This is a genomic window from Nocardioides sp. YR527 (assembly GCF_900101045.1).
GTDB lineage: Bacteria > Actinomycetota > Actinomycetes > Propionibacteriales > Nocardioidaceae > Nocardioides.
Genome location: NZ_FNFN01000002.1, coordinates 201,120 through 221,341 on the forward strand (window position 1 = coordinate 201,120; position 20,222 = coordinate 221,341).

At 66.0% G+C, this 20,222-nt stretch carries 18 protein-coding genes and 1 tRNA gene; 5 read left to right on the forward strand and 14 right to left on the reverse strand.

The features are described 5' to 3' along the window. Positions 1 to 76: 76 nt before the first annotated feature. Positions 77 to 2,629 carry a DEAD/DEAH box helicase gene (locus BLT25_RS05410; protein ID WP_091042951.1) on the reverse strand — a complete coding sequence of 851 codons (2,553 nt, stop codon included), beginning with the start codon at positions 2,627 to 2,629 and terminating at the stop codon, positions 77 to 79. Continuing rightward, positions 2,626 to 4,290 (reverse strand): site-specific DNA-methyltransferase, encoded by a 1,665-nt coding sequence (locus BLT25_RS05415; RefSeq protein ID WP_091042953.1) that lies wholly within the window; start codon positions 4,288 to 4,290, stop codon positions 2,626 to 2,628. The genes BLT25_RS05410 and BLT25_RS05415 overlap by 4 nt, the downstream gene beginning before the upstream one ends. Positions 4,291 to 4,665: 375 nt before the next feature. Here BLT25_RS05415 and BLT25_RS05420 point away from each other — a divergent pair, with 375 nt between their 5' ends. Then, on the forward strand, positions 4,666 to 4,869 hold the full coding sequence (locus BLT25_RS05420) for a hypothetical protein (protein WP_091042955.1): 204 nt from the start codon (positions 4,666 to 4,668) through the stop codon (positions 4,867 to 4,869). 634 nt (positions 4,870 to 5,503) lie between these two features. On the opposite strand, the gene BLT25_RS05425 is transcribed toward BLT25_RS05420, so the two are convergent. Both BLT25_RS05425 and BLT25_RS05430 read right to left on the reverse strand, forming a co-directional pair. Further along, positions 5,504 to 5,851: a hypothetical protein gene (locus BLT25_RS05425; protein WP_091042958.1), complete on the reverse strand. Its 348-nt coding sequence runs from the start codon at positions 5,849 to 5,851 to the stop codon at positions 5,504 to 5,506. A 2-nt stretch (positions 5,852 to 5,853) separates the two neighbouring features. Then, entirely contained in the window at positions 5,854 to 6,312 is a 459-nt protein-coding gene (locus BLT25_RS05430; RefSeq protein WP_091042961.1) for a prevent-host-death protein, read from the reverse strand. Between the two features lie 467 nt (positions 6,313 to 6,779). On the opposite strand from BLT25_RS05430, the gene BLT25_RS29390 reads away from it, so the two are divergent. After that, entirely contained in the window at positions 6,780 to 9,002 is a 2,223-nt protein-coding gene (locus tag BLT25_RS29390; RefSeq protein ID WP_176883644.1) for a CHAT domain-containing protein, read from the forward strand. Between the two features lie 48 nt (positions 9,003 to 9,050). Here the strand turns inward: BLT25_RS29390 and BLT25_RS05445 are convergent, their stop codons facing one another. Together BLT25_RS05445 and BLT25_RS05450 are read right to left on the reverse strand one after the other, a co-directional pair. Then, positions 9,051 to 9,257, reverse strand: a complete 207-nt coding sequence (locus BLT25_RS05445; protein ID WP_091042967.1) for a hypothetical protein — start codon at positions 9,255 to 9,257, stop codon at positions 9,051 to 9,053. A gap of 66 nt (positions 9,258 to 9,323) precedes the next feature. Continuing rightward, a tRNA-Tyr gene (locus BLT25_RS05450) sits at positions 9,324 to 9,405 on the reverse strand. Positions 9,406 to 9,541: 136 nt separating this feature from the next. On the opposite strand from BLT25_RS05450, the gene BLT25_RS05455 reads away from it, so the two are divergent. The 3 genes from BLT25_RS05455 to BLT25_RS05465 are packed head-to-tail and all read left to right on the forward strand — an operon-like array spanning position 9,542 to position 11,030. Next, positions 9,542 to 10,033 (forward strand): YajQ family cyclic di-GMP-binding protein, encoded by a 492-nt coding sequence (locus tag BLT25_RS05455; protein WP_091042969.1) that lies wholly within the window; start codon positions 9,542 to 9,544, stop codon positions 10,031 to 10,033. A 4-nt stretch (positions 10,034 to 10,037) separates the two neighbouring features. After that, complete coding sequence (locus tag BLT25_RS05460) at positions 10,038 to 10,532, forward strand: SRPBCC domain-containing protein (protein ID WP_091042972.1); 495 nt, start codon at positions 10,038 to 10,040, stop codon at positions 10,530 to 10,532. A 39-nt stretch (positions 10,533 to 10,571) separates the two neighbouring features. Further along, positions 10,572 to 11,030 carry an RrF2 family transcriptional regulator gene (locus BLT25_RS05465; RefSeq protein ID WP_091044275.1) on the forward strand — a complete coding sequence of 153 codons (459 nt, stop codon included), beginning with the start codon at positions 10,572 to 10,574 and terminating at the stop codon, positions 11,028 to 11,030. Positions 11,031 to 11,160: 130 nt separating this feature from the next. On the opposite strand, the gene BLT25_RS05470 is transcribed toward BLT25_RS05465, so the two are convergent. The 8 genes from BLT25_RS05470 to BLT25_RS05505 all read right to left on the reverse strand — a co-directional run bounded on the left by BLT25_RS05470 (position 11,161) and on the right by BLT25_RS05505 (position 20,222). Beyond that, positions 11,161 to 12,138, reverse strand: coding sequence for a sulfate/molybdate ABC transporter ATP-binding protein (locus tag BLT25_RS05470; protein WP_091042975.1), 978 nt, complete (start codon positions 12,136 to 12,138; stop codon positions 11,161 to 11,163). A gap of 14 nt (positions 12,139 to 12,152) precedes the next feature. Beyond that, positions 12,153 to 12,995, reverse strand: a complete 843-nt coding sequence (locus tag BLT25_RS05475) for a sulfate ABC transporter permease (protein WP_091042977.1) — start codon at positions 12,993 to 12,995, stop codon at positions 12,153 to 12,155. Continuing rightward, positions 12,988 to 13,839, reverse strand: coding sequence for a sulfate ABC transporter permease subunit CysT (cysT, locus tag BLT25_RS05480; RefSeq protein ID WP_091042979.1), 852 nt, complete (start codon positions 13,837 to 13,839; stop codon positions 12,988 to 12,990). Before cysT ends, BLT25_RS05475 begins: the two co-directional genes overlap by 8 nt. A gap of 7 nt (positions 13,840 to 13,846) precedes the next feature. After that, complete coding sequence (locus BLT25_RS05485) at positions 13,847 to 14,923, reverse strand: sulfate ABC transporter substrate-binding protein (RefSeq protein WP_091042981.1); 1,077 nt, start codon at positions 14,921 to 14,923, stop codon at positions 13,847 to 13,849. Between the two features lie 239 nt (positions 14,924 to 15,162). Then, complete coding sequence (gene rarD, locus BLT25_RS05490; RefSeq protein ID WP_091042984.1) at positions 15,163 to 16,080, reverse strand: EamA family transporter RarD; 918 nt, start codon at positions 16,078 to 16,080, stop codon at positions 15,163 to 15,165. Positions 16,081 to 16,241: 161 nt separating this feature from the next. Continuing rightward, positions 16,242 to 17,255: a polyprenyl synthetase family protein gene (locus tag BLT25_RS05495; RefSeq protein ID WP_091042986.1), complete on the reverse strand. Its 1,014-nt coding sequence runs from the start codon at positions 17,253 to 17,255 to the stop codon at positions 16,242 to 16,244. Continuing rightward, positions 17,252 to 18,796, reverse strand: a complete 1,545-nt coding sequence (nuoN, locus tag BLT25_RS05500; protein WP_091042989.1) for an NADH-quinone oxidoreductase subunit NuoN — start codon at positions 18,794 to 18,796, stop codon at positions 17,252 to 17,254. Before nuoN ends, BLT25_RS05495 begins: the two co-directional genes overlap by 4 nt. Before the next feature lie 4 nt (positions 18,797 to 18,800). Next, on the reverse strand, positions 18,801 to 20,222 hold the full coding sequence (locus BLT25_RS05505; RefSeq protein WP_091042991.1) for a complex I subunit 4 family protein: 1,422 nt from the start codon (positions 20,220 to 20,222) through the stop codon (positions 18,801 to 18,803).

Consider the following 20,222-nt stretch of genomic DNA (forward strand, 5'->3'; position numbering starts at 1 on the left):
CCATCGGCGCGTGCTGCGGTCGAATTCGCCGCTGTGGCCGGCAGTACGGGGTATCTCCGCGAAGAGCTCGTGAAGGTTATTGGAACGCCTGGCCTCCGTTCTTGAGTGCGGCCCAGGTGGCGGCGGAGGCGATGACGGATTCGGAGGCGAGGAGGTAGGCCCACTGGTGGTGGACGGAGTCTGAGGCGTTGACGGTCTTGACCCATTCGCGCGCGGCATCCCTTTTGGCAATGACGGTGTTGGAGGTCATCTCGCTATCGGCCTTGCCCTCAACGATCCAATAGGTTCCTTGGATGTCGACGACGATGAAGTCGGGTTCGTACTGACGCTGGATCGCGGACAGGTGGTACGGGATCCGCAGGGGCACGGTTTCGTTGATTCGGATCCATGCGGTCACGTCGCCAGGGGCTTCGAACAGCGACGCGAGGCGGAACTCGGTGGAGTAGGCGTCGAAGGTGTTGATCTCGTAGACCGACTTCGCCCATCCTTCGTAGGGGTAGCTGCGGGTGAACTCTGCAGAGCTGGTGATGACGTGCCGGTCCGCTGGGGGTCGGGTCTCGATGACGGTGGGCGGCTCCGGCCACTTCACGTGGGTGACTTCCTTGACTTCGCGGGCAGGGCTGGAGGTCTGCTTGGAGTTGATCCATTCTGCGAGCCGGGCGGTGGCTAGCCTGCCGTGCTCGGCACGCCAGGGCGTGTCCACTGTGACGTCGGCTCCGGCCATGAAGGCGCGAGCGATAGCGAGCGCAGCGTTCTTCTCGACGGAGTTCATGAGGATGCCGTCGGTGCGGAGCAGCCGCTGCACCAGGTCAGTCTCGATGTCTCCGTAAGGGATCGCGACCTGAGACGCGGCGACGGAGTATGTGGCGTCACTGATGACGACCCTGGCGCGGCCCTCGTCGTCGCGCTCGGCGTCGATCTGCTTGAGCACGAAGGTGGGCGCCTCGTCTTCGGCGAACTTCCTGCCGAGGAGCTCCACCTCGGTCAGGTCGATGGAGTTCAGGGTGAACGGGTCCCGTTCCCATCTGGTGGTGACGCGCGGTAGGAACATCGGGATGCGAAGCTTGCCGGGCATCCGTGGGTGCAGGGTGCGGGTGAGGATCTGCGTGGACTGCTCGGCCGTGGCGACACGTGAGCCCAAAGTTGCGAGGCTCATGCCCAGGTGGGTCTGGGTCGAGTCGGTGGCATTGGCCTCGTCTGGTTCGAAGAGCCCCATCTGATCCGGGTCCGTGGCTGCTGGCCCGGGCAACCAGATCTGTACCTCACCGCTAGTCGGCAAAGCGACCTCGGGGAGATCGCCGCTGGCGGTGAGAGGGACCCCAGGAACCTGCTTGCCGGCCTGGGGGTTGACCGCGATCGTGGCCCCAGATGCACGCTCCCCCAGGGTCTCCTCCAGGAGTGCCCGGGCGCGCTTGAGGAGGGCGGCAAACGAGTTGTGAGAGAGGACCTCGACGGTGTCGAGCATTGGGTTGCCGGTGCGTTCCCCAAAGGGGAGTCGAAGACCTCTGCCGAGGATCTGCTCGGACAACAGGTCCGACTCCAGCGCCCTGGTGGAGGCAACGACGTAGATGTTTTTTACGTCCCAGCCCTCGTTGAGCATGTTCACCGACACGACGGCACGTATCGGAGACTTGGGGTCTTCGATGGTGTCGAGCAGCCGCAGAGTCTCCTCGGTCTCCTCGGAGTTCACCGACAGGACCTTGGCGGGGTCGCCGAGCATGTCGGTCCCGGAGAGTAAGTCGCGGTACTCGTTGGCTTCGTCGATGGTCTGGGTGACCACGAACAAGATCGGTTCGACGTAGGTCTTCCTGGTCTGCCGACAGTAGGCACGCATCGCCTCGGCCTTGGCGTCCAGCAGCGTGAGCCCGTCGGCCACCTGCGTGCGTGCGTCCTTGATGCCGTCCTTACGGGACACTAGCACCGGGATCTTTACGTAGCCGTCAGCGATGGCCTCTGAGAGCCGGTACCGGAAGACGATCTTCTCCGCTGGCGTGGAGGGGTGCGGAGTGGCGGTGAGACCGATCATTGCCGCCGGCTTGAGGTCGTCGATCGCGGACTGGAACTTCTTCGCCGAGCCCGAGTAGTAGATGTGGTGCTCATCCGCGATGACCACCAGGTCATCGGCGGCGGTCAGGTAGTCGTAGACGGCCTGCCCAAGCGTCTCGTGCGGACGGTGGGCGCGCCGTTGCGCCTCCTTACCGCCTTTGCCGGCGCCGAGCAGCGATTGGACGGTGAAGACGAACACCTTGAAACGGTTCTCGTCCTCCAAAGCCGCTGCGACCTGGCCCCGTTCGATCGTGTCGAGCGTAATGATCATGGGGTTGCACTGGAGCCCACGCAGGTACTTGCGGTGACCTGGCGTTAGGTTGTCGATCGTCTTCTTCTGGATCGTGGACCCGGGGGTCACGATGACGACGTTCCGAACACCCGACTCGTACAGGTAGTCCAACGCGCCGCCTGCGATGTATGTCTTCCCGACCCCCGTAGCGAGATCGGCGACCATCTCCTGGCCGGGCACGGCGACGTCCAACACCTCGGCCAACCTGTCCAGGGCCGCCTGATTAGGTGCCCGAAGATCGAGGGTGTGCGAGATCTGCTCAACGAGCCCCACATCGTAAGGAATGCTCACAGGACTGCCGCCTCCGCAACCAGGAGCTGAACGGCGCGTTCAGCGGCCTCTGTTCGGCGACGAGCCCGCTTGGCCCCGGCCGACAACAGGTCACGCGGCGCCTTCCTGATCTTCGACCCCTGCGAGAGCTGTTTGAGGGCCTCATCGGCCCCGGGCAGTACGGCCTTGGCCACAATGGTGACCCGTTCCTTGTCTCCAAGCGCGGCCACAGTTTGCCGGACCTCCTCGCTCCCAACCACGCCATCGAAGACGGCTAACCGCATCCGGCCCCGCGTCCCACAGAACGCGCCGTCCGGCTCCCAGTCGAAGCCCAACTGCCCAGCTACAGCACGGGCAAAACGCCCATTCGTCGCCCACCCTGCGAGGAGAACGCCGAAGGGTGTGGCCGAGTACATCGAGAGGGCCACAGACACCGACCGGAAGCCCCCGCCACCGGCCCATCCGACAGCCTCGGTGATTCCGCCGCCCTCGTCACCATTAACCACGAGTTCGAGGCGCGGTCGCGTGTAGTCGCCGACCGTTGTCGCTGCGATCTCCGAGGTCACCCAGCGGCGACCCATCTTGTGCGCCACAGCCGCAGTGGTGCCCGACCCCCCGAAGCAGTCCAGGACGATGTCTCCAGGGTTTGATCCGATTTGAATAACGCGTTCAAGGAGCCGCTCAGGCTTTGGCGTAGAAAAAGGTGGGCGATCGGGGAACATCCTCCGTAGGTGGTCACGCTTGGCCTCTTGGTTGTGGCCGACCTCATCCGCACTCCACCACGTGCGCGGGACCACTCCTCCTTGAACCTCTGTGAGGTACTTCTTGATGATGGGCATGCCATCGCCGTTTCGACCGAAGTAAACCCGCCCTTCTGCCCTTGCGCGCGCGAAGGTCTCCGGGCCGAAGGCCCAACCTCGGCCTGAAGGCGGTACCACTACCCGGCCGGACGGCAATTCAATCGGCCAGCGGCTCGACGCGCTGGCGCTTTTCGCGGTGCCGTTGTCGCCTTGCAGCCACGGACCACGTGCGTCGGCGTCCGGATTCTTGTATCTGTCTTCCTGTTCCTTGGTGCGGGGCAAGAGATTGCGACTCTGTCCCCATCTCCGGCGATCTGCTGCGTAGATGTGGATGTGGTCATGTGAGCCAGATACAGCGGTGTCGTTTCGTCTCCCCTTGTCTTTCTCCCAAGCAACCGAAGCGACGAAGTTCTGCGCCCCGAACACCTCGTCCAACAGGCAGCGCATCCGGTGCTGCTCGGCGTCATCGAGGTGGACCCAGACGGAACCATCTGCGGCGAGCAACTCCTTGATCAGAAGGAGACGATCGCGCATGAACGACAGCCAGGTGGAGTGCTCCATCCAGTCGTCGTAGTGGTCGAAAGCCTGGCCCGTGTTGAACGGCGGGTCGATGTAAACGAGCTTGACCTTCCCGCGGTATTCGCGGGCGTACTCGGGCACCTCGGCCAGGATGCGCAATACGTCGAGGCTGTCGCCGGTGAACAGCAGGTTGTCAGTGTGGGGGTTGTCGGCGCTGACCTCGCCGACTGCGTCGGTGAAGTCGCTGAGTCGGACCTCGGACGCGGCGGGGTGATCGGGGTCAACCCAGACCGGCTTCCCAGCCTCGTCTTTGGGGGCGAGAAGGAATTTGTCCTTGTTCGGCCAGGTGAGTTCGAGCCGCATCGCCCGATGCTCCACAGGTGCCGCTGGCCCGAGCGCCCACAGTTCGCCGTCAGTCAGCGCGGGGGCACGAGAGATCGTCATACCGCCAGAACCTGGCAACAGTTGGGCGGGCCCAGCCGTCGCATGGGAGCCGCGTACACCAATTTGGGGGTACGAGTTTGAGGATCGATGCGGTTAGTCTCTGCGTCTGGATCGACGGAATCACCCACTAGTCCCTGGCCTCGTCTTCGAGGTATCGATCGGCTCCGAGCGGCACCCAGCCCTCGAGGGACTGGAGATGGCCGGCACCTGCTGGTGACCGGTCACCGAAACGTCGACGCGCACGACGATGGAATGATCACAGAATGTCGGTGGTCGCAGCCAAGATAGTTTGGCATGAACGAATACAAAGTCGATGTGTCCGTCAACCGCGCCACCAACCACGTCTACGCAGTCACCGTCTCCACTCAGGATGGCCAGTACGTAGGCCGCTGGAAGGAGCCGTACACCGACGTCACGGCCGAGAGGCTCGGAGACAAGGATGAGGTCCGCCGGATCGTCAAAGAGATCCGTGCCCTCAGGATCTCTTGCAGCAACTGACGTGACAACGTCCCAAGTGACATCACACGCCATGGGATCAGGAACCAGTCAGAAACCAGCGAAGCTTCGGGTCATGTGTTGCCTATGCCAGCGGCGCATCCCTGGAACCAAGGATGCCCACGCCATTGATGGCGAGTGGGTGCGCCGACACCAGGAGATGACCGGAATCATCACCTGTGCGGACTGCGTCGCAACGGGAAAGAACTACTGGCGCTGCATTGATCCAGGGACCGAGGACTTCGTATCCGGCCACGCCCGTCAACGACACAGCCCAGAGAGAGCGACTTCGATCACTGGTCCCACGATCTCGCTTACGGAGGTCTCAATGCCATGGTCGTCCTCTACCCGTGGGCAGGACTGATGCAAGGCGCTGAGCCCTGGATCCGCCGCCTCAGCGCAGCGCCACGCACCAACGCCACTCGCAGGTGGCTCCTCGAAAACCTCGAAGAGTGGGACAACGCGGCCGCAGATCTACGCCAGTCCAATTATCGCGCGCTCTATGGGGGCCGCGCGGCTATGGCCCGGCACGACAACTAGGGCGGTACGTCACCGAAGTCGGCATCATCCTCTGACCAGGACACATAAGAACCCATGATCATGACGAGCACGGGTTCTCGGCGCGCTCTAACCAGCTCTACTTCGTCTCGTTCGGATGGCTCGTGTGGACCTGCTCCAGGAACACCGTGTGCTCGTGGACGTAGAACCAGATGCGCGCGGTGCCTTTCGCCGTCGGCTTGTGCTGCCAGCGCTCGTGGCTTGCGCCGTTGCGGTGAACGGTGCCGAGATCGCCTTTGAGCCGGTAGTTGGTCGGCGTCATGGTCATGGGCGTTCTCGTGAGGAAGTCCCATGCTTCGGCCATGGGGTTACGGATGGTCGCGACAAGGTCCCGCCATCCCTTCTGCGCGTCGGTAGTCGCGAACTTGATCTCGTACTCGGTCTTCTTCACAGGGCGCGGGACCGCCGCGCTCTTCTTGGCTGCCACAGTCAGGGACGCTCTACAGACTCGTCTTCGTCGAGCCACTCCAGGTCTGCGTTGCCGAGACCTGCAGCGACCGCCGTAGCAGTTTCCTTCCAGGACGTCAGCTCTGCGATCGCCAGATGAGGCTGGTCGGTGGAGAACGAAGCGCGGGCTGCATCGACGAGGTCCTGCGCGCACTGCTCGCGGTCCTGAGCGTTCAGCGCGAGCATCCAGGGATAGGCCTTGGCCATGCGCTCGGCGAGTGAGCCCTTGTCGTCCAGAGTGACGGTGATCAACTGAGCTGCGAAGTTCAACAGGCGGGCTCGACCCTCGGCCTCGCGCTGTGACATGAGTACGAGGGGTGCACCGTCACGCCGGGTCACCGTCACGGGGTGGTCCTCGGCCTCGGCGAAGACCTCGGCCGAGTGCTTGCTCAGGTCCGAGGAACGCCGGGTCGAGCGTGGAAGGTCAGCTGCGATGGTCATGGTTCCATTGTATTCGGAACGTGTTCGGAAGTCTATTGAACTGGCAATGACTCAAGCGGAGCGCCGCTGCTTGGGCTGGGGCAGAAGCGCCGCCAGACGACGGTGGGCGTCCGCATCAACACTGCGAGTCGAGTCGACGACTTCGCTGCGGTCTTCTGAGCAGCTGGGACAGCTTCCATGGCCTGCGCGATGCTGGTCGAGCCGCCAGCGGTCGGGGTGGCTCATCACCGGCGGAGGGACCAGTTCGCGGTCTTTCAGGTTCTGATACCCCCTTGGTCTTGGCCCAGCGATACCTGGCGATCACCTCGCGAGCGCTCAGGAAGAGGTGCCGCGGGTCGTCGCCAGTTGGGGGAGCGTGTTCTGTCATGCCATCCAACGAAGCAGGGAACGGCTCCTCAACTCGACCTAGGGCCGGCAACTTCCCCGAAACCGATCACCCCGGGCTAACCGGGGGCAACAATGTGCGGATGCAGGAGTCTGAGCCAGCTTCTTCGAGTCATGCGGGACGCATCAACCAGCCACGGCCGCTGTATGTGGTCCTCTGCCCTGTGAGCAGCGATCCGACCGCCCCGTACGAACCTCTCGCGTTCTCGCCTGACATCGACGCCGCGACAACGTCCTTCGATCCGGAACTGATGCCGGTCCTGCCGGCAATCTGGTATGCGTTGCACCTGCCCAAGACACGCTTCGACGTCGTCGACATGCCGCCACGCTGGATCCGTGAGTCGCTGAGCGAGAGCCGACGTCACAACATCCTGCTGGTGCAGAGGGAAGCACACGAAGATCCGTTGTTCCCCGCTTGGCTCGGGTTCGGTGAGCCCACGCTCGTGCTGTGCGCTGACGATGACCTCCGGGATGCTGAGGCGATGTCAGCCGCCGGCGGATTCGCGCTCCCTCCGGCGAGCGTCTCGAGCCTGTCACAGGAGACGCTGGAAGCCCATTGGAAAGCGATGAGTGACCGTTGGGAGTCGAGTTGGCCCTCCGGAATAGACCTTGCCCCGACCTCACCTCGCGATTGGACGCCGGACATCTCGTTGGAAGGGTCCGTGCTGTCTCTGCGCCGCCTGGCGAGAATTCTCGGGTCGGACTCGCTTCCAGCCGTCGACGACAGCGAACCCAGCATGAGCGCCCTTCAGGCTCTTCGACTTCGGGCTCGCATCGAGGCGCTGACAACATTGGCCGAATTGGACGAGGATCCCGAAGATCCGCAGAAGCAGTTCGATTCTGTAATGGAGACCGTTGTTCGTCGGATTCGTGCGCCACTCGCTCTGACACTGCCAGGAGTAGCCCCGCGATATCGACGTCTCGTCCGAGAGCATGGCAACGGTGGCTCGTCTGGCGTGCCAGGCACGGCCAACAACGGCTCCTCCGAAAAATCCACGACCGGCTCTACGCCTCCGACCGCGCGGCCGTCCGGTGACCCTCCCGAAGTCCTAGGACTGATGGTCGCCCATCAGGCTGCAGGCGACGACTCGATGGGAGTGGTCATAGTCGACCCGGTCCCCGATACTGCGTTTGTCGCCCTTGCAGATCTGGAGCGTTACTGGCTTGATGGTGTTCGCAGCGCCAGGGGTGTTCAGCCAGCCAAGGAAGAGAAGCTACGCGGACGCTTGGACGATGCCATGGCGTCGTTCTGGACCGACTCGATGGTGACGACGATTCAGAGAGCATCGCGGATCGACGCCTACACGAACTTCCCGATCGGACTGTTGCGTATGCCGGGCAGCACTGCGCCGCTCGCCGCGATGGTCCCGATTGCGTACCGGCCGATCAATCCGCTGACTCGCGCTCTACAGCTCGAGTTCGACCCGGACCGCGTCACCGACCTGTCGGCAGGTATGCGAGTCCTGGTTGTCGAGTGCATCCCGACCGATGACGTCGTGGGGCGGATCTCGCGAAGCATATGGTCAGAGGCGGCATCCAACCTGAATGACGAAACTCGCTCCGTGTCCGTCGATCTGGTCTCGGTGAACAACAAGGCCGAGTTCATCGAAGCCGTCGCCAAGCATCGACCCGATGTGCTGGTGATCAGCGCGCATGGGATCTATCAGGCGGATTCGAACCTCGCAGGCCTGATGATCGGCACCGAACGGAGTATCGGCACCGACCTGGGTCCAATGCCGCCGATGGTCATCCTCAGTGCCTGCCACACCGGGCCACGAGGTGGAGGTCCGGTCGCGGTCGCCGATCTGCTGCTACGTCAAGGAGCCAGGGCTGTCCTGAGCACACTCGTCCCTGTGGGTGTCTTCCATAACTCAGTCTTCATGAGACGGCTCTTGCTCTACATGAGCGAGAGCATCGCAGGCACCGAGAGGCACGTCAGCATGCTCGACCTGTGGCACCGCGTCCAGACCAATACCGTCATCATGGACATCCTCTACGGCAACCCCCGCCTGATGGACTGGGGGCACTCCAGCGAAGGTGGGGTACCGCCGATCTTCGAGTTCATGAGTCGCCGGGCCGCCGGCCGAATTAGTCCCGAGCACTTGTACGACGACGCCGAGGCTGTACTGCTCGAGATTGCGGCCGAACGTCACGAAGAGGAGAAGGTCCAAGGCTGGTTGCGCTCCCCTGGATATCTCCCTGAATCCATGATGTACACCTTCATCGGCGACCCCTCCGCCATACGTCTCCAGGCACCGCGGCTCATCACACGGATCGACTCAGGTCAGGGACCGGTCGGCCTGTAGGTCTTGGCACGCCCCCGCCATGTCATGCGCGGGTGCCCGTAGATCCGGTCAGACGCCGGCTTCCTGTAGTCGGCCCCGGAGCCAGGCAGGGATGAACTCGTCGGCCCGCGGGAAGTCCTCGAGGTCGTCGGCGTAGTTGGCGGCGTAGTTGGCGGCGTCGATCGGCCGGCTCCATGCGGGCTCGTCGTCGTAGTTGAAGTTGACGGACGCGTATCGGACGTGACTACCGGCAGATAGCAGGCTACGGCTGGACACAGCCGGACAAGCGAAACACCCCGGTGGCCAGCGTTTCCGCTGGTCACCGGGGTGTTCTCCCAGGCGTGGCAGATGAAGGATTCGAACCTTCGAAGGCAAAGCCGACGGATTTACAGTCCGCTCCCATTGGCCGCTCGGGCAATCTGCCTGGGTTGTTCGCGCGCCCCCGTGAAGGGGATCGCGACAGCAATAGACAATAGCGCAGGGCCTGGCGGCGTACGAAAACGGGACGAGGTCCTAGGGTGAGACACCACAGACCTGGACAGAAGCTAGAGGAGAGAGTCATGGCTGACTCGTCGTTCGACATCGTGAGCAAGATCGACCGCCAGGAGGTCGACAACGCGCTGAGCCAGACCGCGCGGGAGGTCTCGACGCGGTTCGACTTCAAGGGGACCAACGCGACCATCGAGTGGAGCGGCGATCAGGCGATCGAGATCTCCGCCTCCGCCGACGACCGCGCCAGCGCGGTCCTCTCGGTCTTCCAGGACAAGCTGATCAAGCGCCAGCAGTCCCTGAAGATCCTCGACGCCAGCGAGCCGCGCCAGTCCGGCCAGCAGTCGAAGATCTCGGTCGCGCTGAAGGAGGGCATCTCCTCCGAGGATGCCAAGAAGATCTCCAAGCTGATCCGCGACGAGGGCCCCAAGGGCGTCAAGGCGCAGATCCAGGGCGACGAGCTCCGCGTCTCCTCCAAGAAGCGCGACGACCTGCAGACCGTGATCTCGCTGGTCAAGGGCCAGGACTACGACTTCGCGGTGCAGTTCATCAACTACCGCTGACCTCGTGGCCTACGAGCACCCGAAGGCCACCGTCGAGATCGACGCCCCGATCGAGGCGGTGTGGCGGGTGATGGTCGAGACCGAGTCGTACGCCGTCTGGAACCCGTTCGTCGTCCGCGCCGAGACCGCGCAGCCGGCGGCGGTGGGCAACCCGATCGTGCTGCATGTGACCTGGGCGAACGGCGGCCGCGCCCGCTCGCCGGAGCGGATCTCGGCTCTCGACGCACCGGTCGTCGGCGAGGACGGGGCCGGGGTTGCGTACCTGGCCTATGTCTATGAGGGCTGGCCGGCGCGGCTCGGCCTGGTCCGCGGCGTACGTCATCAGCGGCTGACCCAGCGACCCGGCGGGCCGACGCGCTACGAGACGGTCGAGGAGTTCTCCGGTCCGCTGGTCGGGCTGGCCGGGCCCGCGCGAGTTGCGGACGGGTTCCGGCGGCATGCCGCGGCCCTCAAGACGCGCGCCGAGACGCTCGCGAATGAAAGTGGACTTGACCACTAGATTGAGCGAAATTCTGCATTCATCTGCAAGAATGTGGCCGTGCGAGTATCTGCCAAGTCCGACTACGCCCTCCGCGCCCTCATCGAGATGGCCGCGCGCGAGGACGGAAAAGCTGTCAGCGCCGAGGAGCTCGGCCGCGCCCAGGAGATCCCGCACGGGTTCCTGCAGGCGATCCTCGCCGACCTCCGCAAGGCCGGCGTCGTCATCTCACAGCGCGGCCAGTCCGGCGGCTGGCGCCTGGCCCGCAAGGCGTCGGACGTGTCCGTCGCCGACGTGATCCGCGCCGTCGACGGTCCGCTGGTCTCGGTCTACGGACTACGTCCCGAGGGCGTCACCTACAACGAGCGCGCCGACGTCCTCCAGCACGTGTGGATCGCCGCCCGCGACTCGCTGCGCGAGGTCTTCGAGAAGGTCTCGATCGCCGAGCTCGCCTCCCGCGAGCTGCCCGACGAGGTCACCACCCGCACCGCGCGCGACGAGGCCTGGCTGCCTCACTGAGCGGTCGGTTCCTCCAGCAAGGCGGTGTCCTGAGCCTGTCGAAGGGTATGCAGCAAAGGGCTCACATCCCCCGCGGAACTCCGCACGGGATGTGAGCCCTTTCCTGCATACCTCGACGAAGGAACAGCCCCTACGCCGCCGACGAAGGCGCCGGCATCGTGTAAGCCCCAGGCGTCGGCGTGACGAACACGTTGGCGCCCTCCTCGAGCCGTAGAGCCCGGGCATGCGTACGCGTCAGCTCGGCGGTCACGACCTCACCGTCGTCGGTGAGAACCGTGAGGCGTACCTCGAACCCGATCCGCAGGACGCGCGAGACGGTGCCCTCGAGCGAGTGCTCGGAGATCGGGGACGGGGTCACCTCGACGTCATGGGGCCGGATCAAGGAACCGCCCAGTGTGGTCACGTCGCCGAGGAACGACATCACGAAGTCGTTGGCGGGCTGGTCGTAGAGCTGCTCGGGCGTGCCGATCTGCTCGATGCCGCCCTGGTTGACAACCACGATCTCGTCGGCGACCTCGAGGGCCTCCTCCTGGTCGTGGGTCACGAAGACGGTGGTCACGTGCACCTCGTCGTGGAGCCGTCGCAGCCAGTCACGCAGCTCCTTGCGTACCTTCGCGTCCAGGGCCCCGAAGGGCTCGTCGAGCAGCAGCACGGACGGCTCGATCGCGAGCGCCCGCGCCAGCGCCATCCGCTGCCGCTGGCCGCCGGAGAGCTGCGAGGGCAGGCGGTTGGCGAACTGCGAGAGGTGGACGAGCTCGAGCAGCTCCCCGACCTTCTTGGCGACTTCGGCCTTGGGGCGCTTGCGGATCTCCAGCCCGAAGGCGACGTTCTTGGCGACCGAGAGGTGCTTGAACGCGGCGTAGTGCTGGAAGACGAAGCCGACGTTGCGCTTCTGGACCGGCAGCGACGTCGCGTCCTTGCCCTCGATCACGACCGACCCGGTGTCGGGCGTCTCCAGCCCGGCGATGACGCGCAGCAGCGTGGTCTTGCCGCCGCCGGAGGGACCCAGCAGGGCGGTCAGCTGCCCCGTCGGGATGGTCAGGTTGATGTCCTCCAGTGCGACGAAGTCGCCGTAATTCTTGTTGACACCGCTTACTTCGATGCTCATGGGATGTGGTCCTTTCACCGCACGCGCGCACCGCGGGCGCGCAGCACGAAGACGATGAGGATGCAGATGACCGAGACGCTGGCGAGGAGGAAGGCGACGGCGTACGCGCCCTGCTGGTCGAAGTTGAGGTACTTCTCCTCGACCGCGAGGGTGGCGGTGCGGGTCTGACCGAGCACGTTGCCGGAGACGACCTTGACCGCGCCGAACTCGCCCAGCGAGCGAGCCAGGGTGAGCACGACGCCGTAGATGACGGCCCACTTGATGCCTGGGAGCGTGATCCGCCAGAAGATCTGCCAGCTACCTGCGCCGAGCGACGCGGCGGCCTGCTCCTGCTCGGTGCCGATCTCCTCCAGCACCGGGATGACCTCGCGGATCACCAGCGGCAGCGACACGAACGCGGTCGCCATGATGATGCCGGGCGTCGAGAAGATGATCTGGATACCGGCCGACTCGAGCGTCGGCCCGAACCAGCCGTCGCGGCCGCCGTAGACCAGCACGAGCGCCAGGCCCACGACGATCGGCGAGACCGACAGCGGCAGGTCGATCATCGCGCTCAGGAGGCGCTTGCCAGGAAATTCGGTACGCACCAGCAGCAGCGAGATCGTGACGCCGAAGAGCAGGTTGATCAGCGTCGCGACGACCGCGGCCACGCAGGTCAGCTGGATGGCGTGCATCATCTGCGGGTCGTTGAAGATCTCGGTGAACGCCTCGGTCGTGAACCCGACATCGGGCACGTGGAAGGCGTTCCAGGCGACCAGGACGACCGGCCACGCCACCAGGAGCCCGAGGTAGCCGATGACGATGACGCGGAGGACGTACGTCAGTGGGGTGCGCGGAGCACGACGGGTCTCAGCCACGGCGGACCATCCTCCTCTGGACCAGGTCGAGGACGACGATGACGGCCAGCGAGACGGCCAGCAGCATCGCCGCGATTGCGGCCGCGCCCTCCGGGTTGTCGTTCTCGATCGCGGACAGGATCCGCACCGAGGCGACCTCGGACTTGAACGGCAGGTTGCCCGAGAGCAGGACCAGGGAGCCGTACTCCCCCATCCCGCGCGCGAAGGAGAGTGCCGCGCCCGCCGCGATGGCCGGGGTCAGCGAGGGCAGGATGATCCGCCAGAACGTGGTGAACCGGGAGGCCCCCAGAGAGGCCGCGGCCTCTTCCACGTCGGCGTCCAGCTCCTCGAGGACGGGCTGCACCATGCGTACGACGAAGGGCAGCGTCACGAACGCGAGGGCGAGGTAGACCGACGTCGACGTGTTCGCCCAGTGCAGGCCGAGGGGTGACTCGGCGCCGTAGAGGGAGAGCAGCACGAGGCCGGCGACGATCGTCGGCAGCGCGAACGGGATGTCGATGATCACCTCGAGCAGGCCCTTGCCCCAGAACTTGTCACGTACCAGGACCCAGGCGATGACCGTGCCGATGACGACGTTGATCAGGGTGACCACGATGGCCGCACGGATCGTCAGCAGGATCGCCGACGCGGTCTGCTCGTTGGTGAGCTGGTCGGCGAAGGCGGACCAGCCGCCGCTGGAGGCGGTGATGATCACCGCCACCAGCGGGATGAGGACGAGCAGGCTGAACCAGAGCATCGTGATGCCGAGCCCGATGCCGCTGGTTCTTGTCAGAGTGGTGGCCGGCCGGCTGCGACGTGTCGAACGTGGGGCAGCCGGCCCGGCCGTAGGGATGGTTGTCGTCATGACCGGACTACTGCGAGGCCTTGCCGGACTTGGCGATGGAGTCGGTCACGATGCCGAGCTCCTCGCCGTCCTCACCGGTGCCGAACAGCTTCTCCTTGACGCCCGACCAGTCGCGGCCGCCGAAGTCGTTCTCCAGGGTGAGCAGCTGCTTCGGAGCCGGGAACGGGTCGGCGGGGTCCTTGGCACCCTTGATGTCCTCGGGCTTCAGGCCGATCGCGTCCCAGTCGACGACGCCGGGCTCAGCGGTGTTGACCGGGCGGAAGCCGGTCAGCGCGAACTGCTTCTGGCCGCCCTGGGGGTCGAGGACGAAGTCGAGCCAGTCCTGGGACGGCGCGGAGGCGTCCTCGAGGATGGCGCCGGGGTTCTCGATCAGCACGGTGGAGTCCGGGACGATGTAGTCGAAGCCCTCGCCCTGCTGCGCCGCGAGGATCGCCTCGTTCTCGTACGCGAGCAGCACGTCGCCGGTGCCGCCGAGGAAGGCGGTGGTGGCGTCGCGACCGGAGTTGGTCAGGGTGACGACGTTCTTGAAGAGCTTGTCGAGGTACGCCTTGCCCTCCGCCTCGGTGCCGCCGTTCTTCACGACGGAGCCCCAGGCGGCCAGCGCGTTCCAGCGCGCGGCGCCGGACGAGGCCGGGTTGGCCGTGACCACTCCGACGCCCGGCTTGATCAGGTCCTCCCAGCCCTGGATGTTCTTCGGGTTGCCCTCACGGACACCGAGCACGACGATCGAGCTCGACACGATGCCCTTGTTGTCGCCGTCGTCCCAGGACGCGTCGACGAGGCCGGCCTTCTCCAGGCGCTGTACGTCGGTGCCGACGGACAGGTGGACGTAGTCGGCCTTCAGACCCGACTCGACCGCACGGCTCTGGTCGCCCGAGGCGCCGTAGGAGGTCTCGAAGGTGACGCCCTCGCCCTCGGGGGTCTTGTTGAACTCCTTGGCGATCGCCTTGTTGGCCGTCTCGGGGACGGCGAAGCCGACGATGGAGATCGACTCCGCGTCGCTGTCGCCGCCGGAGCCACCGCACGCGGTCAAGGTCAGGATGCTCGCAGCGGCCAACGCCGCTGCAACCTTGATCTTCTTCATCTGGTTCCTCACTTCTGCCCTGCCGAGTCAAGGTCGATCGGGTTACGAATGTCGAGGAGAATACTTGAATTAACCGACTGAATGTGAAAACGCGGGATCGGTCCGATCCTTGGACGGCAACCCGCCCGCCGAGGCGTCACTTGGGTCGGTCGAGATGGCACCTGGGTGACGTCTCGACCGACCTAGGTGACGTCTCGGCCGGCGGGGGTGACGTCTCGGCCGGCAGGGGTCGGCGAGGTCTAGACGGTCGTCGAGCTCGGCGGGGTCACGAGCGTCCGCAGGACCTTGCGGCGGTGGTGAACGGCCTCGGCGCTGAAGATGATCAACGCGATCCAGACGATCGCGAAGCCGGCCCAACGGCCGGGAGGCATCGCCTCGTGGGCGATGAAGACACCGACGGCGAACTGCAGGATCGGCGCGAGGTACTGGAGCAGCCCGATCGTCACCATCGGCACCCGGATGGCGGCCGCGCCGAAGCAGGCCAGCGGCACGACAGTGATGATGCCGAGGCTGATCAGGAGGAGTACGTGCACGACGCCATGCCCGACGAGCGTGCCGTTGCCGGTGGCCTGGAGAGCGACGATCAGGGCCACCGCGAACGGTGCCGTCACGGCGGTCTCGACGGCCAGCGACTCGAACGGACCCACCCCCGCGCTCTTCTTCAGCAGCCCGTAGGTGCCGAACGAGAACGCCAGGATCAGGGCGACCCACGGCAGCCGGCCGTAGTCGATGGTGAGCACGATGACGGACACGAACGCGATCCCGAGCGCCACCCACTGCAGCTTCCGCATCCGCTCGCGCAGGATGATCACGCCCATCAGCATCGTGACCAGCGGGTTGGTGAAGTAGCCCAGGCTCGTCTCCACGATCCGCCCGTTGTTGACCCCCCAGATGTACGTCACCCAGTTGATCGAGATCACCGCGGCGGCCGCCGTCAGCAGCAAGAGCTTGCGCCGGTCGCGCAGGATCGCCGCCACCTGCTTGCGGCGTCCCACGATCAGCACCAGCGCCGCCGCGACCACCAGCGACCACAGGATCCGGTGCCCCAGGATCTCCCAGGCTCCGGCCGGCTCCAGGAGCGGGAAGTAGAGCGGGAACGCACCCCACATCACGTACGCCGCGGCGCCGAACATCACTCCACGCCGCTGCTCACTCACAGCGTTACGTTACCGCTCCGGGTATGCATTTCTTTACCCGAGGCCGAAGGTCGAGACCTGCCGAGGCGTCACTCGCGTCGGCCGAGTTGGCACGTGGGCGCCAACTCGGCCGACGTACGTGACGTCTCGGCCGACGTAGGTGACGTCTCGGCTGGGTCTGGTCAGACGGAGCGGACGGCGACGATGTCGGCGAAGGCCTCGAGGGCCTTGCGGACGGGGCCTTCGGGGAGTGGCGCGAGGGCGGCCTTGGCCTCCTCGGCACGGGCCTGGACGTAGTCGCGAGCCTCGGCCAGCGCCGGGTGGGCGCGGAGGAGGGTGACGCACTCGGCCAGGGCCGCGTCGTCGGTGAGGTCGCCGTCGAGCAGCTCGAGGAGACGGGCGTCGCCGGGCTCGTTCGAGCGGCGGGCGTAGAGGACGGGGAGGGTCGGGACACCTTCGCGCAGGTCGGTGCCCGGGGTCTTGCCGGACTCGTCCGAGGCGATGTCGAGGATGTCGTCGGAGAGCTGGAAGGCGACGCCGACGATGTCGCCATAGGCGATCAGCGCATCCTGGATCGACTTGTCGGCCCCGGCGAAGAGCGCGCCGTAGAGCGCCGAGGTGGCGATCAGGACGCCGGTCTTCCCGGCCAGCACCTCGAGGTGGTGGTCGACCGGGTCGACACCCTCGGCGGGCGCGACACCCTCGAGGATCTGGCCTTCGACCAGCTTCGCGAAGGTGGCCGCCTGGATGCGTACGGCCTCCGGGCCCAGCTCGGCCGTCAGCGACGAGGAGCGGGCGAAGAGGAAGTCGCCGGTCAGGATGGCGACGTGGTTGTCGAAGCGGGCGTTGGCGGTGTCCTCACCGCGGCGCAGGAGCGCCTCGTCCATGACGTCGTCGTGGTAGAGCGAGGCCTGGTGGGTGAGCTCGACGACGCAGGCGGCGGTGATGACCTCGTCGGAGAGCGTGTCCGGGCCGCACTCGGCGGCCAGCAGCACCAGCAACGGCCGGAACCGCTTCCCGCCGGCCTCCAGCAGATGCGACGCCGCTTCCGTGACGAACGGGGAGCTGCTACGGGCGTAACCCGCCAGCTTCTCCTCCACGATCGCCATCCGAGCGCGCAGCCGCTGCTCGAGCTCGGGATCGGTGATCGGGAGGGCGAGTTCAGGGGCTCGGTCGGTGGGTGCGCTGGTGCTCACCCGATGAATCCTCCCGCATCCACCAACAGGCTGAGCACAGGGCCCGGAATTACACCCAACAAGACGGTGGCGACAGCGCTCAGTGCGATCACGACGGTGGTGGCGTACGAAGGGGTCACGACCGCGGCCGCGTCCTCACGCGGGTCGGTGAAGAACATGACCATGATCATGCGCACGTAGAAGAAGATCGCGATGATGCTCGAGCCGATCGCGACCGCGACGACCGGCCACTGCCCGGCGCCCAGCGCGGCCGCGAAGACGCCCCACTTGCCGATGAACCCGCCGGTCAGCGGCAGCCCGGCCATCGAGAGCAGGAAGACGGCGAAGGTCGCCGCGACCCACGGGTTGGACCGGCCCAGTCCGGCCCAGCGCTCCAGCGAGCCGACCTCGCCGTTGGGCCCTCGCACCAGGGAGACGATCGCGAAGGCGCCGAGGGTCGCGAACCCGTAGGCGGTCAGATAGAAGAGCACCGCCTGGGTGGAGCCGAAGGCGTCGGTCTGCACGCCGAGGAGGCCGGTCAGCAGGAAGCCGGTGTGGGCGACGGCGGAGTAGCCGAGCATCCGCTTCACATCGGTCTGGACCACCGCGAAGGAGGCGCCGAGCAGCATGGTCAGCACCGCGATGACGCCGATCGCCGGACGCCAGATGTCACCCTCCGCGCCGAAGGCGACGTAGAAGAGCCGGAGCATCGCGGCGAACGCGGCGATCTTGGTGGCCGCGCTCATCCACGCGGTGACCGGTGTCGGGGCGCCCTGGTAGACGTCGGGGGTCCAGGAGTGGAACGGCACCGCACCGGTCTTGAAGAGCAGGCCCACGGCCATCAGGCCGATCCCGAGGAGCAGGAGCGGGCTGGAGCCTTCCTCGGCCGCCACGTCCCCGATCTCCGCCAACGACATCGACCCGGCGAAGCCGTAGACCAGCGCGAGACCGTAGAGGAAGATGCCGGAGGAGAACGCGCCGAGCAGGAAGTACTTCAGCGCCGCTTCCTGGGAGAGCAGCCGACGACGCCGCGCCAGCCCGGTCAGCAGGTAGAGCGGCAGGGACAGCACCTCGAGGGCCACGAAGAGCATCAGCAGGTCGCCGGAGATGCAGAAGAGCATCATCCCGCCGACCGCGAACATCATCAGCGGGTAGACCTCGGTGTGCTCCAGACCCCGCTGGGAGGCGGTGCGCTCGGCCGGTGTGCCCGGCAGTGCCGCGGCCTGACCGGCGAAGGCGCTCACCCCGTTGTCGAGACGTCGCTCGGCGAAGAGCGCGACACCGCCGAGCGAGACCAGCAGCACCAGCCCCTGGGAGAAGACCCCCGGGCCGTCGACGATGAGGGCACCCTCACCCGTCGAGGCGCCGAGGCTGGACCCGGCGCCGACGGCGACGGTCCCGGCGAGCGCGGCGACCAGACCGGCCAACGCCAGCGACACCTGGGTGTTGAACCGCGCGGCGCGCGGCGCGAAGGCCTCCACGACGACGCCGGCGCACGCCACGGCCAGCACCAGCAGGACGGGCCAGAGGGTGGCGTACGAAATTCCGGGGGACTCGAACATCGCGTCACTCACCTGCCTGGATCACATTGACGAGAGGCTCCACGACCGGCGACGCCGCCGAGATCAGCGGTCCGGGGACGAAGCCGAAGAAGAGAAGGGCGACGAGGAGAGGAGCGACGACGCCGATCTCTCGCCGATCCAGGTCGGAGACCGGTCTGGAGAGCTGAGCGGGTCCGGTGAAGATCCGCTGGTAGGCCCACAGCACGTAGATCGCGGCGAGCACGATCGCGGTGACCGCGATGACACCGACCAGCCAGTGGTAGTCGAAGGCGCTGATCAGGACCAGGATCTCGGAGACGAACTGGCTCAGGCCGGGCAGACCGGCGGTCGCCAGACCGGCGATCAGGAACGAGCCGGCGAGCACCGGGGTCGCCTTCTCCAGTCCCCGCATCGACGAGATCGAGGCGGTGCCCTTGCGGGCGATCAGGAAACCGGCGATCAGGAACATCGCCGCGGTCGCGACACCGTGATTGACCATGTAGAGCATCGCCCCGACCAGGCCCTCGCGGGTCGCCGCGAAGATGCCGAGGGTGATCAGCCCGAAGTGCGACAGGGAGGTCAGACCGATCAGGCGGAGCAGGTCGTCCTGCCCGATCGCCAGCACCGCGCCGTAGACGATCGAGATCAGCGCCAGCACCACCACGACCGGCGTAGCCCAGGCGGACGCCTCCGGCACCAGACCCAGGCAGAGCCGGATCATGCCGAAGGTGCCGATCTTGTCAAGGACGCACACCAGGAGCACCGAGGTCGGCGTGGTGGCCTGCTCGGTGGTGTCGGCCAGCCAGGTGTGCACCGGGAACAGCGGCGCCTTGACCGCGAACGCGATGAACATCGCCACGAAGATCCAGCGCTCGGCGTTGGTGCCGATGTCGAGCTGGGCGAGGTCGCTGATCAGGTAGGACGGCGAACCGGCCTCCGAGGAGACCACGAAGAAGCCGATCAGCGCACCGAGCAGCACCAGCCCGCCGCCGAGCTGGAACATCAGGAACTTGAGCGCGGCCCGGGCCCGGTTGGGACCGCCGTGCTGGCCGATCATGAAGTACGCCGGGATCAGCGTCGCCTCGAAGGCGATGTAGAAGAGGAAGAGATCGCCGGCGGTGAAGGTGAGCAGCGCGAAGGCCTCCAGGGCCAGCGCCCAGGCGTACCAGCGCTTGTCGTGGTCCTTGACCGCCGCGACCATCACGAGCGGCACCAGGACGACGGTCAGCATCACCATCAGCTTGCCGAAGCCGTCCATCTCGAGTGCCCAGTGGACGCCGAGCGGCTCGATCCAGACGAGATCGGTGTCGGGGGCCGTGAACATCGTGACGATGCCGGCGATCAGGGTGGCGAGCGCGAAGCCGAAAGCCCACGCCTTGGGCCGCGCCGGCATCACCGCGGTGATCAGCGCACCCGCGAACGGGACGAGGACGAGGATTGTCAGCAA

Coding starts and splice junctions, on each gene's coding strand:
- nuoN (WP_091042989.1), bottom strand. CDS start 18,796: ATGTTCGAGTCCCCCGGAATTTCGTACGCCACCCTCTGGCCCGTCCTG.
- BLT25_RS05430 (WP_091042961.1), bottom strand. CDS start 6,312: ATGACCATCGCAGCTGACCTTCCACGCTCGACCCGGCGTTCCTCGGAC.
- BLT25_RS29390 (WP_176883644.1), top strand. CDS start 6,780: ATGCAGGAGTCTGAGCCAGCTTCTTCGAGTCATGCGGGACGCATCAAC.
- cysT (WP_091042979.1), bottom strand. CDS start 13,839: ATGACGACAACCATCCCTACGGCCGGGCCGGCTGCCCCACGTTCGACA.
- BLT25_RS05455 (WP_091042969.1), top strand. CDS start 9,542: ATGGCTGACTCGTCGTTCGACATCGTGAGCAAGATCGACCGCCAGGAG.
- BLT25_RS05415 (WP_091042953.1), bottom strand. CDS start 4,290: ATGCGGCTCGAACTCACCTGGCCGAACAAGGACAAATTCCTTCTCGCC.
- BLT25_RS05470 (WP_091042975.1), bottom strand. CDS start 12,138: ATGAGCATCGAAGTAAGCGGTGTCAACAAGAATTACGGCGACTTCGTC.
- BLT25_RS05485 (WP_091042981.1), bottom strand. CDS start 14,923: ATGAAGAAGATCAAGGTTGCAGCGGCGTTGGCCGCTGCGAGCATCCTG.
- BLT25_RS05420 (WP_091042955.1), top strand. CDS start 4,666: ATGAACGAATACAAAGTCGATGTGTCCGTCAACCGCGCCACCAACCAC.